The organism is Enterobacter sichuanensis (assembly GCF_002939185.1).
GTDB classification, from domain to species: domain Bacteria; phylum Pseudomonadota; class Gammaproteobacteria; order Enterobacterales; family Enterobacteriaceae; genus Enterobacter; species Enterobacter sichuanensis.
The window spans coordinates 37,766-53,677 of the sequence record NZ_POVL01000036.1 but is presented as its reverse complement, the minus strand read 5'-3'; the positions used below and the strand labels follow the sequence as shown (position 1 = coordinate 53,677).

Below are 15,912 nucleotides of genomic sequence, written 5' to 3'. Positions count from 1 at the left end.
CCTAACCCGTTTTGCATGACGGGTATCCGGCTAATAACCACGCCATGCTTACCATGCAATGACAACATAGACCCTCCGTGTCCATTTTTCATAGAATGTGTAACGTCAAAACACATCGCTCTATCACTATTTTCGTCCCTGAGTATAAAACCGATTAATACAAGCAGAAGATGAGATATGTTTTTTAGTTTAGGAAATGCCTAAAACAACGGTAATATCTCACAAAGCGCAAATAAATTTAATTCCGAACCCATTAAAATAATGACAATATAAAATTAGAATAACTAAATACAAAGTATTTATATCTCTATATAAAGAATTCACTGCATTAATAGATTAATCCCCCACCCTTCAGCGATACGGGTTGCCACTGTTTGCATAAACCTTGATCTGACCCACAGCAAGAGACACTGCACTTTGTGCTAAAAGTAATCATCGTGAGCTAAACGGCAACTCTCCATCATCATCTTCGGGACAATACATGCAGGCAGATCGGTCAACGCAGCGTGCTATCACGCGGCTCTGTATAAAGTGCGGACTTTTTTTGCTCCAGCACGGCGCGGAAAGCGCGCTGGTTGAGGAGCTTTCAACCCGGCTGGGGCTGGCTTTGGGTATGGATAGCGTTGAAAGCGCCATCTCATCCAACGCCATTGTGCTGACCACCATCAAAGACGGTCAGTGCCTGACCTCTACCCGCAAAAATCATGACCGTGGCATTAACATGCACGTCGTGACCGAAGTGCAACATATCGTCATTCTTGCTGAACATAAGCTTCTCGATCTCAATGAGATAGAAAAAAGGTTCAACCAGATTAAGCCATTACGTTATCCGCGCTGGCTGGTCGTATTGATGGTGGGGCTCTCGTGCGCCTGCTTTTGTAAGCTCAATAAAGGCGGCTGGGATGGGGCGATCGTCACCTTTTTTGCCAGCAGTATCGCCATGTATGTTCGCCAGCTGCTGACACACCGGCAGCTACACCCGCAAATTAACTTCTGCATTACCGCATTTGTCGCCACCACGGTGTCTGGCCTGCTCCTGCGTCTGCCGCAATTTGCCAGCACCCCGACGATCGCCATGGCCGCCAGTGTCCTTCTGCTGGTACCGGGCTTCCCGTTGATTAACGCCGTCGCCGACATGTTTAAAGGGCATATCAATACTGGCCTGGCACGCTGGGCTATCGCCAGTCTGCTGACCCTGGCGACCTGCATCGGCGTGGTCATGGCCATGACACTCTGGGGGTTACGCGGATGGGCGTGATAGATTTTCTGCTGGCGCTGGCTGAGGATATGGCCCTGGCCGCCATTCCTGCCGTCGGCTTTGCGATGGTATTTAACGTTCCGCAACGCGCTCTGCCATGGTGTGCACTGCTGGGCGCCATCGGTCATGGATCGCGCATGGTGATGATGACGGCGGGTTTTAACATCGAATGGTCGACCTTTATGGCCTCTATGCTGGTCGGCAGCATCGGTATCCAGTGGTCGCGCTGGTATCTGGCGCATCCGAAAGTCTTCACCGTCGCCGCCGTGATCCCGATGTTCCCCGGTATTTCGGCCTATACGGCGATGATTTCGGCGGTGAAAATTAGCCATTTTGGCTACACCGAACCGCAGATGATCCTTCTTCTCAGCAACTTTCTTAAGGCCTCATCCATTGTCGGCGCGCTCTCTATCGGATTGTCGATCCCCGGACTCTGGCTCTACCGTAAACGCCCACGCGTTTGATATTTGTATTATCCCGCTGCCATGGAGATAATCTTTCTGGTCCGTTTGGTGAACATAAGGAAAGGATGTGGCTAACCCTGGCAGCGAACTCCCTGAAGAATCCAGCCTGAAAGAGAAAATTTTTCAGAGCGCTATCGCGCTTTTTGCCGAATATGGGTTGAACGGCGCCCGCATGGAGCAGATCGCAGAGAAAGCTGGCACCACCAAGCGGATGGTGGTTTACCATTTTAAGAACAAAGAAAACCTGTATCTCCTCGTACTGGAATATGTTTACACCCAGATCCGCGCCAGTGAAAAAGCGCTTAGCCTCGCAGACATGTCACCGGTCGAAGCGCTGGTCGAACTGGTGGAAGCCACCTTTGACTACCACGCCGACCACCCGGATTACATCCGGATTATCTGCATGGAAAACATGCAGCGTGGCCGCTTTATGCAGCAGTCGAATTACCTTCGCCAGGTCAACCGTAGCGCGCTCGATCTGCTGGAAGGGATCCTGCGCCGGGGGAAAGAAAAACAGTTATTCAGCCAGACGGTTGACGCGCGCGATCTGCATCGTCTGATCAGCAGTTTCAGCTTTCATTACGTTGCCAACAGCTACACCTTTACGCTGCTGTTTGAAGAGGGTGCAGACGAAGAGGCGCAGCGCCAGCACTACCGTAAAATGGCCGTTCAGGTGGCCCTGCGTTATACCTGCCCATAAAATTGCTTGCAATTAAATCGTGCGCTACCTATATTTATCTCATGAACGCGAAAACACACGACGCAACCGCTGCGCTCAGGCTGGATAACCAGCTCTGCTTTGCCCTTTATTCGGCAAATCTGGCGCTAAATAAGCTGTACCGGCAACTGCTGGCACCGCTGAACCTGACCTACCCGCAATACCTGGTAATGCTGGTGCTGTGGGAGCAGGATGACATCACGGTGTCGGACATCGGTGAACGGCTGTTTCTGGATTCTGCCACCCTGACGCCGCTGTTAAAACGTCTGGAAAGCGCCGGGCTGATAAACCGTCAGCGCTCGCGCCAGGATGAACGTCAGGTCGCCGTTACCCTGAGTGACGCGGGACGTGAACTTCAGCAGCAGGCTGCAGGAATCCCCCATGCGGTGGGATGCGCAGCGCAGTGTGATACCGACACCCTGCTGTCTCTCAAGCAGCAGCTGGAGCTTTTGCGACAACATATTCAGCGCGCGTAAGGCTATACTTTACGTATCTTTATTTAACCATATATATCGCACGCTATTTAATAGCACACATTAAAGCAAGATGAGGAACCTGCCATGTCTTTAGAAAAAGTTGTTTATACCGCCAAAGCAAAAGCAACCGGTGGCCGTGACGGCCGCGCGACCTCTTCCGATGGTGTACTGGATGTCAAACTGGGTGTGCCAAAAGAGATGGGCGGCATGGGCGGAGACGTCACCAACCCTGAGCAGCTGTTTGCTGCAGGCTACTCCGCCTGCTTCCTGGGTGCGATGAAGTTCGTGGCCGCGCGCGACAAATTTACCCTGCCAAAAGACGCCTTTATTGAAGGTGAAGTGGGTATTGGTCCACTGCCAACCGGCTTTGGTATTGAAGCAAAGCTGAACATCCATGTTGAAGGTATGGATCCGGCGGAAGCCAAAAAGCTGGTGGATGCCGCGCACATTGTATGCCCGTACTCTAACGCGACCCGCGGCAACATCGACGTGACCCTGAATATCATCGCGTGATAAATGCCTGATGGCGCTGCGCTTATCAGTCCTGCCACTGTAGCCCCGGTAAGCGCAGCGCCACCGGGGAAATCCCCCTCCATTCCCTCATCCTCTCTGTGCTACCATAAGCCCATATCACGCCCGAAGTCATTCAGTAGAGAAAGCGTTATGTCCTCCAGAATCCTGACCACCAGCATTGCTGGTATTGATGCCTTTATGCGCGACCCACGCGGTGTGTTGACCCACGCCGAAGGTGGCACGGTTGCGGTTTTTGCCGACAACGCTCCGGCGTTTTACGCAATCACACCGGAACGTCTGGCACAGCTCCTGGAAACTGAAGCGCAATTGTCACGCCCGGCGAGTGATATCACGCTGGATAACCAGTTCTTCGATGAGCCGGTTAACGCGCCCGTGACCGTTCCGATGGGAAAATTTGCCCTCTACGCGGGCTGGCAACCGGATGCAGATTTTCAGCGCCAGGCCGCGCTGTGGGGCATTGCGTTAACCCAGCCAGCTACCGCTGAAGAGCTCGCCGCATTTACCGCCTGGTGGCAGGCGGAAGGTAAAGTCTTCACCCATATTCAGTGGCAGCAAAAGCTCGCGCGTCACCTGCAAATTACCCGCGCCAGCAACAATGGCCAGCCAAAACGCGATATCAACGCGTTTTCCGAACCGGATAAACAGATCCCGAGTGGATTCCGAGGTGCGAAATGAAGAATGTCGGCGACCTGATGAAACGACTGCAAAAAATGATGCCTGCCAACGTAAAGCCCGCTTTCACGACGGGGGAAGAGCTGCTGGCGTGGCAAAAAGAGCAGGGAAAGATCCGCGCCGCGGCCCTCGCCCGCGAAAACCGGGCGATGAAAATGCAGCGCACCTTCAACCGTTCCGGTATTCGTCCCCTGCACCAGAATTGCTCGTTTGATAACTATAAAATCGAGACCAACGGGCAGATGAACGCGCTCGCCGCCGCACGTCAGTATGTTGATGAATTCGACGGCAATATCGCCAGCTTCATCTTCAGCGGTAAGCCGGGAACCGGTAAAAACCATCTGGCCGCCGCCATTTGCAACGAACTGCTTCTGCGCGGGAAGTCGGTCCTTATCATCACTGTGGCCGATATCATGTCTGCGATGAAAGACACCTTCAGCAACCGGGAAACCAGCGAAGAGCAACTGCTTAACGATCTGAGTAATGTGGATTTGCTGGTCATCGATGAGATCGGGGTTCAGACCGAATCCCGTTATGAAAAGGTGATCATTAACCAGATTGTCGATCGCCGCTCCTCCTCCAAGCGCCCCACCGGCATGTTAACGAATCACAATATCGATGAGATGACCCGCTTGCTGGGGGAACGCGTCATGGACCGCATGAAGCTGGGTAACAGCCTGTATGTCATCTTCGACTGGGAAAGTTACCGCAGCCGCGTCACCGGCAAAGAGTATTAAGACAGTTCCAGGAATCGCCGACAGGGCGCAGGTATATACTGGAACCCCTTCCGGCCCAAAACGGACCTTTTTGAGAAAGCCAATATGAAAAAACAGATTGTTATCAGCACCTTTTTAGGCGCGCTGCTGGTTACCGGCGCAGCGCAGGCAGCCTCCTGGCAGGAGTCGTTGTCAAGCGCCGCAAACCAGTTGACCAAAGAGAGCGGCAGCTCTCAGGGCGGACTCTCCGCCTCTTCCCTCACCAGCCTGCTGGGCAACAGCAGCCAGAGCCTGAGCGCGGGCACGATGAACAACGCGGCGGGGATTCTGGAATATTGCGCGAAGCAAAAACTGGCCTCCGTGACCGACGCGCAAAACGTGAAAAACCAGGTGCTGGGTAAACTGGGTCTGGATACCCAGGAGCAGAAAGCGGATACCAACTATATGGACGGTATTCAGGGCCTGCTTAACGCGCAAAACGGCCAGCAGCTTAACCTGAGCACTCTCGGCAACTCGTCACTGGCAAAAGAGGTGAAAACCAAAGCCTGCGATCTGGTGCTGAAACAAGGCGTTAATTTCATCTCCTGATCGGCCCCATTTTCTGCCACAACACGCCGCGTTTAATGCGATAGTCTTGCAACGCGGCGCTAAACGAACATTTTCCCTACCAGACACCGTCAGAGCGTCCGTTTGTCAGGATGCGACACCCTTCATAAAAACGATTTTCTAAACCAAATCCTAACAACAGCACACTTTCGTGACACTAAAATTGCAGCTAAACGACATCGCAATTACAGTGTATGACCTAAAAAATAAACAGTTAGCCAGCGAAGCACCTGGCGTCATGAGGATAGGCTGTTGTCAGAATTAATGTCCCTTGCCCTTTTTCTGGCTTCTGTCGGCGTCTATGCCTGGAAAGCCGGCCGTAACACCTGGTGGTTTATCGCCACGCTGGTGGTGCTTGGCATTTTTATTATTTTAAACATTACTTTATACGCCAGCGATTACTTTACCGGTGACGGCATTAACGACGCGGTGCTCTACACGCTGACGAACAGCCTGACCGGCGCAGGCGTAGGTAAGTACATAATTCCGGGGCTCGGCCTCGTCGTCGCGCTGGTGACGATTTTTGGCGCGCTTGCCTGGGTCTTGCGTCGACGTCGCCATCATCCGCACCACCATGGTTACAGCCTGCTGGCGTTAGTCCTGGCGCTGGCCTCCGTCGACGCCAGCCCGGCGTTCCATCAGATCACCGAGCTGGTGAAATCCCAGTCGCGCGACGGCGACCCGGATTTTGTGGCCTACTACAAAGAACCGTCGAAAACGATCGCCAACCCGAAACTCAATCTGGTCTATATCTACGGTGAAAGCCTGGAGCGCACCTACTTTGATAATGACGCCTTCCCGAACCTGACGCCAGACCTGGGCGCACTGAAAAACGAAGGCCTCGATTTCAGCCACACCATGCAGTTACCCGGTACGGATTACACCATCGCCGGGATGGTCGCCTCCCAGTGCGGTATTCCGCTGTTCGCCCCTTTTGAAGGGAACGCCTCAGCCTCAATGTCGACGTTCTTCCCCCAGAATATTTGCCTCGGCGACATCCTGAAAAACTCCGGCTACGAAAACTATTTTATGCAGGGGGCAAACCTGCGCTTCGCCGGAAAAGATGTGTTCCTGAAATCCCACGGTTTTGACCACCTGTACGGCTCGGAAGAGTTAAAAACGACGGTGGCCGATCCGGGCTACCGTAACGACTGGGGCTTCTATGACGATACCGTGCTGGACGAAACCTGGAAGAAATTCGAGGAACTCTCCCGCGCGGGCAAGCGCTTCTCGCTCTTTGCCCTGACGGTGGATACGCATCATCCGGATGGGTTCGTCTCACGCACCTGTAAGCGCAAACGCTATGATGTCGATGGCAAAAACAACACCTCCTTCAGCGCCGTGACCTGTAGCCAGGAGCACATCGCCGCGCTGGTCGAGAAGATCAAAGCCTCGCCCTGGTTTAAAAACACCGTCATCGTCGTCTCGTCTGACCATCTGGCGATGAAAAACAGCGCCTGGGATCAGCTCAACAAGCAGGATCGCAGCAATCTGTTCTTTGTCCTGCGCGGCGACCAGCCGCGGCAGGAGGTGATCGCCACCAAACGCAACTCCATGGATAACGGGGCGACCGTGCTGGACATTCTGGGCGGAGATAACTTTATTGGCCTTGGCCGCAGCACGCTGTCGGGGCAATCCCTGTCGGAAGTGTTTCTCAACATGAAGGAGAAAATCCTCGCCTGGAAGCCAGACATCATCCGCCTGTGGAACTTCCCGAAAGAGATGAAAGACTTCACCATCGATCGCGATAAAAACACCATTGCCTTCTCGGGCAGCAACTTCCGCCTGCCGCTGCTGTTACGCGTGTCGGAGAGTCGCGTCGAGCCGCTGCCGGAAAGCGAATATTCCGCGCCGCTGCGTTATCAGCTCGCCGATTTTGCCCCGCGTGATAACTTCGTCTGGGTCGACAGATGCTACAAAATGGGCCAGCTCTGGTCCCAGCCGCTGGCACTCTCTACCGACTGGTGCGTCTCTCAGGGCCAGCTTGGCGGGGAGCAAACCGTTCAGCATGTGGATAAAGCGGTATGGAAAGGCAAAACCGCTTTCAAAGACGCGGTGATTGATACCGCGCGCTATCAGCGTAACGTCGACATGCTGAAAATCGTCGATAACGACATTCGCTACAAGGCGGACAGCTTTATCTTTAACGTGGCCGGCGCGCCGGAAGAGGTGAAACAGTTTAGCGGCATCTCCCGTCCGGAGTCCTGGGGGCGCTGGTCGAACGCGCAACTGGGCAACGAGGTGAAAATTGAGTATACCCATCCTCTGCCGGAACAATTTGATCTGGTGATCACGGCCCGAGCGTACGGCCCCAACGCCAACAAGCCCGTGCCAGTCCGCGTGGGCGATAGCGAGCAGACGCTGACGCTTGGAAACGACGTGACCACACACACGCTGCATTTTGACAATCCCTCACGCAGCAATACCCTGGTGATTGTGCCACCTGACCCGCAGGCGACGAATGAGGGGAATATCCTTGGACACTCACCGCGTGAGATTGGGATTGGCATGGTAGAGATCAAAATTGTGAGAACCGCAGGCTGATGGTTGACCTTCACATTACCGTTCGTCCCACACGCTCCGGCGATGTGGCCGCCCTGTCCGCTATTGAACGCGCGGCGGCCGGACGATTCCGTGACATCCCGGAATTCGCCTGGCTTGCTGACGGCGAGGTCATTACCGCAGAGCAACACCTCGGCTATGCCGAACGCGGGTTCAGCTGGCTGGCGCTGGCGAACGGCCGCCCCGTGGGGTTTATCCTTACCGAAGCGCACGCGTCGTCGCTGTTTATTGTGGAGATTTCGGTTGATCGGGCCTGGCAGGGAAAAGGGATAGGTCGACAACTCATCGCCTGTGCGGCTGACCATGCCCGCAAAATGGGGCTGACAGCGTTGACGTTGACGACATTTCGCGAGGTGCCATGGAATGCGCCGTTCTATGCGCGGCTGGGGTTTGAATACGTCACTGAACTCACGCCTGAGCTGCGTCAGAAGAGGGAAGAAGAGGCAGCGCACGGTCTGGCGTATGACGCTCGCTGCGCCATGCGCCTGCCTCTGTAATATCGCCCACCGGGCCTAAAAAACCTGAACCGTAGGCCGGGTAAGGCGAAGCCGCCACCCGGCACCACACACGGCGTTAGAAGGTTTCCCAGTTATCACCGGCATCGGCAGTCGCGGTTTTACGCGTCATCACCGGCGCGGACACCGTTTTTGCGGATGCAAACTCGCGCGCTTTCATCTGCTCCTGCTGAATGCGGAACACCGCCACAGCCTGCGTCAGGCGGCTCGCCTGCTCTTCCAGCGCGGCCGCAGCCGCGGCAGACTCTTCTACCAGCGAGGCGTTCTGCTGGGTCACACGATCCATCTCCGCCACCGCCAGACCCACCTGGTCGATACCGCGGCTCTGTTCGTCAGACGCAGAGGCGATCTCCCCCATGATGTCCGTTACGCGGGTGACCGCATTCACGATCTCACCCATGGTTTCACCGGCACTTTCCACCAGGGTTGAGCCCACTTCCACGCGGCCCACGGAGTCTTCGATCAGGCTCTTGATCTCACGTGCCGCCTGGGCGCTGCGCTGTGCCAGGTTACGCACTTCACCTGCCACCACCGCAAAACCACGACCCTGCTCGCCCGCACGCGCCGCTTCAACCGCCGCGTTCAGTGCCAGAATGTTGGTCTGGAAAGCAATACCGTCGATCACGCTGATAATGTCGGCAATTTTCTGCGAACTGCCCGCGATATCGCGCATGGTTTGCACCACGTTATCCACCACTTTACCGCCTTTCTGCGCGGTTTCAGAGGCGCTCAGCGCAAGATGGCTCGCCTGACGGGCGTTCTCGGCGTTCTGCTTAACGGTCGCCGTCAGCTGTTCCATACTGGCAGCGGTCTCTTCCAGGGAAGCCGCCTGCTGTTCAGTACGGGAGGAGAGGTCGTTATTGCCCATCGCGATTTCGCTCGCGCCGCTGTAGATAGCATTCGCGCCGTTACGCACGTCACCAACGGTCCGCACCAGCTCACTCTGCATATGACGCAGCGAGTCGGCCAGTTCACCCATCTCGTTAGCGCCTTGCACCTCAATGCGCTTCACCAGGTCGCCGCTGGCGATATGGCGAATGTTGTCGATCAGACGCGTCAGCGGGGAGATCAGCGCCTGCTTGATACCCAGCCAGACAGCCACGATCACCACCAGCACGGCAATCAGCACGCTTACCAGCACCCAGATAGCCTGGCTGAAGGAGCTGTTGCTGTCTTCAACCGCAATCTGGTACAGCTTGTCGTTCTGTTGCAGGTAGCTCACATACTGCTTCTCAAAACCGTCCTGGTAGCTCTGGGTCGGTTGATCGAAGAAGGCGTTGATTTTGCCTGCACCCAGCAGCTGAATCAGCTCCGCCAGCGCACCGTGGTAAATGTCATAGTTACGTTTGATCTCCATCGCTTCAGCGTCGTTTTGACGCGGATCGCGCGGCAGGGCTTCGTAGGCAGCCCAGTTTTTTTCCGCCTGTTTCAGAGACGCAGATGCAATTTGCATCAAATCGTTAACGGTCGCGCCGCTGCCGATATTGCTCTGATCCATCATATAGCGGATACCCGCACGGTTCAGGGTATTACGGGTTTGCAGCAACGCTACCCAGCTGGCGTTCAGCGTGGACTGTTGCTGACGAATGGTTTGCAGAACAGTGAAATTCTCTTTGTCATGCTTAAGGGCATTGAAGAAAAGACCACCGGATGTGAGTTGTAAAAGGCCAAATATCGCTAAAACCAGCATTAAACTGGTGACAATCTTGATACGGTTTAACATGTTTTCTCTTTCCTCAGACAGATACAGAATTTTCGGCCTGGAAAGAGAAAACTTTACGAAAATCATCCTGGAATTTGGGGTTTTTACTCTTCTTCCCGCGCTGCGTTATGCCGGTTTCCGAGCGCAATAAACTCTTCCAGCAGCGCGGTCAGCTGTTTCATCTTCTCCGGGGTATATTCCGCCTCAATCTGCTGATACGCCTCTTCCACCTGTGCCTGGGCGTGCTCATACAGCGCAGTGCCCTCTTTGGTGAGCGACACGTACAGCTTGCGCTGGTCGTTCACCGGCTTTAAGCGCAGCACCAGGCCGTCGCGCTCCATCCGCGTCAGAATGCCGGTCAGGCTCGGGCGCAAAATACAGGTACGAAACGCCAGATCGTGAAAATCCATCGACGGATGTTCAGCCAGCACGCGCACAATCCGCCACTGCTGCTCGGTCAGGTTATGGCGCTTCACAATCGGTCGGAAGTACGACATCGCCGCTTCCCGCGCCTGTAACAGCGCAATGGTTAATGAGTCATGCATAGCTCTCCCCTTCACATCATTAACAAGTAAACAATCACTAAAAGATGTTTTTATAAACAACGCATTTTCTGTCAAAAAGTCTAACAGAAACCCGTCAATTTTATTAACATGCTGATTTACTTTGAAATAATGATTGATATGTAAATTTATTGTTATTCCTATCACAAATTCTTCACTTCTGATTGCGAAATAAACAGCAAAAGCTTAAAACCAGATCATTAACATATTAATGAAATCACCACCTGGACCACCGGGGTGAGGAGTATGTGAATGAAAGGTACTGTTTTTGCCGTGGCGCTGAACCATCAAAGCCAGCGTGAAGCCTGGCGTGAGGCGTTCGAAAAAGCCCCCTACAACACCCCGCCAAAAACGGCGGTGTGGTTCATCAAGCCACATAACACCGTGATTCGCACCGGCGAGCCGATCCCCTTCCCGCAGGGGGAAACGGTATTAAGCGGTGCGACGGTCGCACTGGTGGTGGGCAAAACCGCCAGCAGGGTGCGCGTCGAGAATGCCGCGGAGTACATCGCAGGATATGCGCTGGCCAACGAGGTGAGCCTGCCGGAAGAGAGCTTCTACCGCCCGGCCATCAAGGCCAAATGCCGCGACGGATTCTGTCCGCTCGGCGAGCTGGCCGCCGTTGATAACGTGGATAACCTGACCATCATCACCGAGATCAACGGTCGCGAAGCGGACCACTGGAACACTGCCGATCTGCAGCGTAACGCCGCCGAACTGCTAAGTGCCCTGAGCGAGTTCGCCACCCTCAATCCGGGTGATGCCATTCTGCTCGGCACCCCACACTCCCGCGTCGCGCTGCAGCCGGGGGATCGCGTGCGCATTCTGGCGAAAGGATTTCCCCCGCTGGAAAACCCGGTGGTGGCTGAACGCGACGTGGCCATCGCTCACGGCGCGCATCCGCATCCCACGCTGTTTGCCCTCGGTCTGAACTACGCCGATCACGCCAGCGAGCTGGACTTCAAGCCGCCGACCGAGCCGCTGGTGTTTATCAAAGCGCCGAATACCTTTAACGGCGACAACCAGACCTCGGTACGCCCGAACAACGTTGAGTACATGCACTACGAGGCGGAGCTGGTGGTGGTTATCGGGAAAACCGCGCGCAAGGTCAGCGAAGCCGAGGCGATGGACTATGTCGCGGGGTATACGGTCTGCAACGACTACGCCATCCGCGACTACCTGGAAAACTACTACCGCCCGAATCTGCGGGTCAAAAGCCGCGACGGGCTGACGCCCATTTCCCCGAACATCGTGCCGAAAGCGGCCATTCCCGACCCGCACAACCTCACCCTGCGCACCTTAGTCAACGGCGAGCAGCGCCAGGAAGGGACCACGGCGGATCTGATCTTCAGCATCCCGTACCTGATTGCGTATCTGAGCGATTTTATGACCCTGCAGCCGGGCGACATGATTGCCACCGGCACGCCGAAAGGACTCTCCGACGTGGTGCCGGGCGATGAAGTGGTGGTGGAAGTGGAGGGCGTTGGACGCCTGGTGAACCGGATTGTGAATGAGGAGACGGCAAAATGAAACAAATTAACCACTGGATCAACGGCAAAAACGTGGCGGGAAGCGACTACTTCCACACTACCAACCCGGCTTCCGGCGAGGTACTGGCAGAAGTGGCCTCCGGCGGTGAAGCCGAAGTCCATCAGGCCGTGGCGGCTGCAAAAGAGGCCTTCCCGAAATGGGCCAATCTGCCAATGAAAGAGCGCGCACGCCTGATGCGTCGCCTGGGGGAACTGATCGACCAGAACGTCCCGGAGATCGCCGCCATGGAGACCGCCGATACCGGCCTGCCGATCCACCAGACCAAAAACGTCCTCATTCCGCGCGCCTCGCACAACTTCGAATTCTTCGCCGAGGTGTGCCAGCAGATGAACGGCAAAACCTACCCGGTTGACGACAAGATGCTCAACTACACCCTGGTGCAGCCGGTGGGCGTCTGCGCGCTGGTGTCGCCGTGGAACGTGCCGTTTATGACCGCCACCTGGAAGGTCGCCCCCTGCCTGGCGTTAGGCAATACCGCGGTGCTGAAGATGTCTGAACTCTCCCCGCTGACCGCCGATCGTCTGGGCGAGTTGGCGCTGGAGGCGGGTATTCCGGCGGGCGTGTTGAACGTGGTGCAGGGCTACGGCGCCACGGCGGGCGACGCGCTGGTGCGCCATCATGACGTGCGCGCCGTCTCTTTTACCGGCGGTACCGCCACCGGGCGCAACATCATGAAAAACGCCGGACTGAAGAAGTACTCCATGGAGCTGGGCGGCAAATCTCCGGTGCTGATTTTTGAGGATGCCGACATCGAGCGCGCCCTGGACGCCGCCCTGTTCACCATCTTCTCCATCAACGGCGAGCGCTGCACCGCCGGCTCACGCATCTTCATCCAGCAGAGCATCTACCCGGAATTCGTGAAGCGCTTTGCCGAGCGCGCCAACCGCCTGCGCGTGGGCGACCCGACGGATCCGAACACCCAGATTGGCGCGCTGATCAGCCAACAGCACTGGGAAAAAGTCTCGGGCTACATTCGCCTTGGCATTGAGGAAGGTGCGACCCTGCTGGCAGGTGGTCCGGACAAGCCGACCGACCTGCCTGCGCACCTGAAGGGCGGCAACTTCCTGCGCCCGACCGTGCTGGCGGATGTCGATAACCGTATGCGCGTGGCGCAGGAAGAGATCTTCGGGCCGGTGGCCTGCCTGCTGCCGTTTAAAGATGAAGCGGAAGGCCTGCGCCTGGCCAACGACGTGGAGTACGGCCTGGCGTCATACATCTGGACCCAGGACGTCAGCAAAGTGCTGCGTCTGGCGCGCAACATCGAAGCCGGCATGGTGTTCGTCAACACCCAGAACGTGCGTGACCTGCGCCAGCCGTTTGGCGGCGTCAAGGCCTCCGGCACCGGGCGCGAAGGCGGCGAATACAGCTTTGAAGTGTTCGCGGAGATGAAGAATGTCTGCATCTCCATGGGCGACCATCCGATTCCAAAGTGGGGGATCTGATCATGGGGAAACTGGCGTTAGCAGCAAAAATCACCCACGTACCGTCGATGTACCTCTCCGAGCTGCCGGGTAAAAACCACGGCTGCCGTCAGGGTGCCATCGACGGGCATAAAGAGATCAGCAAGCGCTGCCGCGAGCTGGGCGTGGACACTATCATCGTGTTTGACACCCACTGGCTGGTGAACAGCGCCTACCACATCAACTGTGCGGACCATTTCTCTGGCGTCTACACCAGCAACGAGCTGCCGCACTTTATCCGCGACATGACCTACGACTACGACGGCAACCCGGAACTTGGCCAGCTGATCGCCGACGAGGCGGTGAAGCTCGGCGTGCGCGCCAAAGCGCACAACATTCCGAGTCTCAAGCTGGAGTACGGCACGCTGGTGCCGATGCGCTACATGAACGCGGATAAGCACTTCAAAGTGGTCTCCATCTCGGCGTTCTGCACGGTTCACGACTTCGCCGATAGCCGCAGGCTGGGCGAGGCCATCGTCAGCGCCATCGAAAAATACGACGGTACCGTGGCGGTGCTCGCCAGCGGCTCGCTGTCGCACCGCTTTATTGACGACCAGCGCGCGGAGGAAGGGATGAACAGCTACACCCGCGAGTTCGACCGCCAGATGGACGAACGGGTGGTGAAGCTCTGGCGCGAGGGCCAGTTCAAAGAATTCTGCAGCATGCTGCCGGAGTATGCCGACTACTGCTACGGCGAGGGCAACATGCACGACACGGTGATGCTGCTGGGGATGCTCGGCTGGGACAAATACGACGGCAAGGTGGAGTTTCTCACCGAGCTGTTCGCCAGCTCCGGCACCGGCCAGGTTAACGCCGTTTTCCCCCTGCCCGCCTAAGGAGCCACCATGCCGCACTTTATTGCTGAATGCACCGACAACATCCGCGAGCAGGCCGACCTGCCGGGGCTTTTCGCCAAAGTCAACGAGGCGCTGGCCGCCACGGGCATCTTCCCGCTCGGCGGTATCCGCAGCCGCGCCCACTGGCTGGATACCTGGCAGATGGCCGACGGTAAACATGATTACGCCTTTGTCCATATGACGCTGAAGATAGGTGCCGGGCGCAGTCTGGAGAGCCGGGAAGAGGTGGGTGAAATGCTGTTTGCGCTGATCAAAACGCATTTTGCAGAGCTGATGGCGAGCCGCTATCTGGCGCTGTCGTTTGAGCTGGACGAACTGCACCCGACGCTCAATTACAAACAAAACAACGTGCACGCGTTGTTTAAATAGCGAGCGCACACCGCCCCGTACATCGTAGGCCGGGTAAGCGAAGCGCCACCCGGCAACAGCCGCATAAAGGATATCGCCATGCTCGACAAACACACCCACACCCTGATCGCCCATCGCCTGCATCAGGCGGAGCAGTCCCGGGAACAGATCCGCCAGATCTCCCTCGACTACCCGACGATCACCCTTGACGACGCCTACGCCGTTCAGCGCGAATGGGTCAGCCTGAAAATTGCCGAAGGCCGCGTGCTGAAGGGCCACAAGATCGGCCTTACCTCCAAAGCGATGCAGGCCAGCTCGCAGATTAGCGAACCGGACTACGGCGCACTGCTGGACGACATGTTCTTCCACGACGGCAGCGACATCCCCGTCGATCGGTTTATCGTCCCGCGCATCGAAGTAGAGCTGGCCTTCGTGCTGGCAAAACCGCTGCGCGGCCCGAACTGCACCCTCTTCGACGTCTACAACGCCACGGATTACGTCATCCCCGCGCTGGAGCTGATCGACGCCCGCTGCCACAACGTCGACCCGGAGACCCAGCGCCCGCGCAAGGTCTTCGACACCATCTCCGATAACGCCGCCAACGCGGGGGTGATCCTCGGTGGCCGCCCGATTAAGCCCGACGAGCTGGATCTGCGCTGGATCTCCGCCCTGCTTTACCGCAACGGCGTCATTGAAGAGACCGGCGTCGCCGCAGGCGTGCTTAACCACCCGGCCAACGGCGTGGCGTGGCTGGCAAACAAGCTCGCCCCGTATGACGTGCAGCTGGAGCCCGGGCAGATCATCCTCGGCGGCTCGTTTACCCGCCCGGTGACCGCCAGCCGGGGCGACACCTTCCACGTGGACTACGGCAACATGGGCGCCATCAGCTGCCGCTTTGTTTAGGAGAGAA

17 protein-coding genes are annotated in these 15,912 nt (G+C 56.6%); 15 read left to right on the top strand and 2 right to left on the bottom strand.

Annotated elements, in window-relative coordinates; genetic code table 11:
- Nucleotides 1–481: 481 nt before the first annotated feature.
- From C5687_RS16195 to C5687_RS16150, 10 genes are all read left to right on the top strand, one after another.
- On the top strand, nucleotides 482–1,258 hold the full coding sequence (locus C5687_RS16195; RefSeq protein WP_025757466.1) for a threonine/serine exporter family protein: 777 nt from the start codon (nucleotides 482–484) through the stop codon (nucleotides 1,256–1,258).
- Nucleotides 1,249–1,722, top strand: a complete 474-nt coding sequence (locus C5687_RS16190) for a threonine/serine exporter (protein WP_045286457.1) — start codon at nucleotides 1,249–1,251, stop codon at nucleotides 1,720–1,722. The genes C5687_RS16195 and C5687_RS16190 overlap by 10 nt, the downstream gene beginning before the upstream one ends.
- Before the next feature lie 67 nt (nucleotides 1,723–1,789).
- A complete protein-coding gene (locus C5687_RS16185; RefSeq protein ID WP_104557362.1) occupies nucleotides 1,790–2,422 on the top strand; it encodes a TetR/AcrR family transcriptional regulator in 633 nt (210 codons plus the stop codon).
- Between the two features lie 41 nt (nucleotides 2,423–2,463).
- Nucleotides 2,464–2,916, top strand: coding sequence for a MarR family winged helix-turn-helix transcriptional regulator (locus tag C5687_RS16180; protein ID WP_045286455.1), 453 nt, complete (start codon nucleotides 2,464–2,466; stop codon nucleotides 2,914–2,916).
- An 84-nt stretch (nucleotides 2,917–3,000) separates the two neighbouring features.
- Nucleotides 3,001–3,429, top strand: coding sequence for an organic hydroperoxide resistance protein (locus C5687_RS16175; protein ID WP_008502092.1), 429 nt, complete (start codon nucleotides 3,001–3,003; stop codon nucleotides 3,427–3,429).
- A gap of 150 nt (nucleotides 3,430–3,579) precedes the next feature.
- The gene (dnaT, locus tag C5687_RS16170; RefSeq protein ID WP_025757460.1) at nucleotides 3,580–4,125 is read left to right on the top strand and encodes a primosomal protein DnaT; all 546 of its coding nucleotides are present in this window, start codon (nucleotides 3,580–3,582) and stop codon (nucleotides 4,123–4,125) included.
- Entirely contained in the window at nucleotides 4,122–4,859 is a 738-nt protein-coding gene (gene dnaC / locus C5687_RS16165; protein WP_014168503.1) for a replicative helicase loader DnaC, read from the top strand. Before dnaT ends, dnaC begins: the two co-directional genes overlap by 4 nt.
- An 84-nt stretch (nucleotides 4,860–4,943) precedes the next feature.
- Complete coding sequence (locus C5687_RS16160) at nucleotides 4,944–5,426, top strand: YjjA family protein (RefSeq protein WP_047957701.1); 483 nt, start codon at nucleotides 4,944–4,946, stop codon at nucleotides 5,424–5,426.
- Between the two features lie 270 nt (nucleotides 5,427–5,696).
- A complete protein-coding gene (opgB, locus tag C5687_RS16155; RefSeq protein ID WP_146086287.1) occupies nucleotides 5,697–7,988 on the top strand; it encodes a phosphatidylglycerol--membrane-oligosaccharide glycerophosphotransferase in 2,292 nt (763 codons plus the stop codon).
- Nucleotides 7,988–8,503: a GNAT family N-acetyltransferase gene (locus C5687_RS16150; RefSeq protein ID WP_104557360.1), complete on the top strand. Its 516-nt coding sequence runs from the start codon at nucleotides 7,988–7,990 to the stop codon at nucleotides 8,501–8,503. The genes opgB and C5687_RS16150 overlap by 1 nt, the downstream gene beginning before the upstream one ends.
- A gap of 76 nt (nucleotides 8,504–8,579) precedes the next feature.
- Here the strand turns inward: C5687_RS16150 and tsr are convergent, their stop codons facing one another.
- Nucleotides 8,580–10,244: a methyl-accepting chemotaxis protein gene (gene tsr / locus C5687_RS16145; RefSeq protein WP_025757452.1), complete on the bottom strand. Its 1,665-nt coding sequence runs from the start codon at nucleotides 10,242–10,244 to the stop codon at nucleotides 8,580–8,582.
- Between the two features lie 83 nt (nucleotides 10,245–10,327).
- Nucleotides 10,328–10,768, bottom strand: a complete 441-nt coding sequence (gene hpaR / locus C5687_RS16140) for a homoprotocatechuate degradation operon regulator HpaR (protein WP_025757450.1) — start codon at nucleotides 10,766–10,768, stop codon at nucleotides 10,328–10,330.
- Between the two features lie 270 nt (nucleotides 10,769–11,038).
- Here hpaR and hpaG point away from each other — a divergent pair, with 270 nt between their 5' ends.
- The 5 genes from hpaG to hpaH all read left to right on the top strand — a co-directional run bounded on the left by hpaG (nucleotide 11,039) and on the right by hpaH (nucleotide 15,905).
- Nucleotides 11,039–12,316 carry a 4-hydroxyphenylacetate degradation bifunctional isomerase/decarboxylase gene (hpaG, locus tag C5687_RS16135; protein WP_104557359.1) on the top strand — a complete coding sequence of 426 codons (1,278 nt, stop codon included), beginning with the start codon at nucleotides 11,039–11,041 and terminating at the stop codon, nucleotides 12,314–12,316.
- Nucleotides 12,313–13,779 (top strand): 5-carboxymethyl-2-hydroxymuconate semialdehyde dehydrogenase, encoded by a 1,467-nt coding sequence (hpaE, locus tag C5687_RS16130; RefSeq protein WP_104557358.1) that lies wholly within the window; start codon nucleotides 12,313–12,315, stop codon nucleotides 13,777–13,779. The genes hpaG and hpaE overlap by 4 nt, the downstream gene beginning before the upstream one ends.
- Before the next feature lie 2 nt (nucleotides 13,780–13,781).
- Nucleotides 13,782–14,633 (top strand): 3,4-dihydroxyphenylacetate 2,3-dioxygenase, encoded by an 852-nt coding sequence (hpaD, locus tag C5687_RS16125; RefSeq protein ID WP_014830538.1) that lies wholly within the window; start codon nucleotides 13,782–13,784, stop codon nucleotides 14,631–14,633.
- A 9-nt stretch (nucleotides 14,634–14,642) separates the two neighbouring features.
- Nucleotides 14,643–15,023, top strand: coding sequence for a 5-carboxymethyl-2-hydroxymuconate Delta-isomerase (locus C5687_RS16120; protein ID WP_025757445.1), 381 nt, complete (start codon nucleotides 14,643–14,645; stop codon nucleotides 15,021–15,023).
- Between the two features lie 78 nt (nucleotides 15,024–15,101).
- Nucleotides 15,102–15,905, top strand: coding sequence for a 2-oxo-hept-4-ene-1,7-dioate hydratase (gene hpaH, locus C5687_RS16115; protein ID WP_025757444.1), 804 nt, complete (start codon nucleotides 15,102–15,104; stop codon nucleotides 15,903–15,905).
- Nucleotides 15,906–15,912 lie beyond the last annotated feature (7 nt).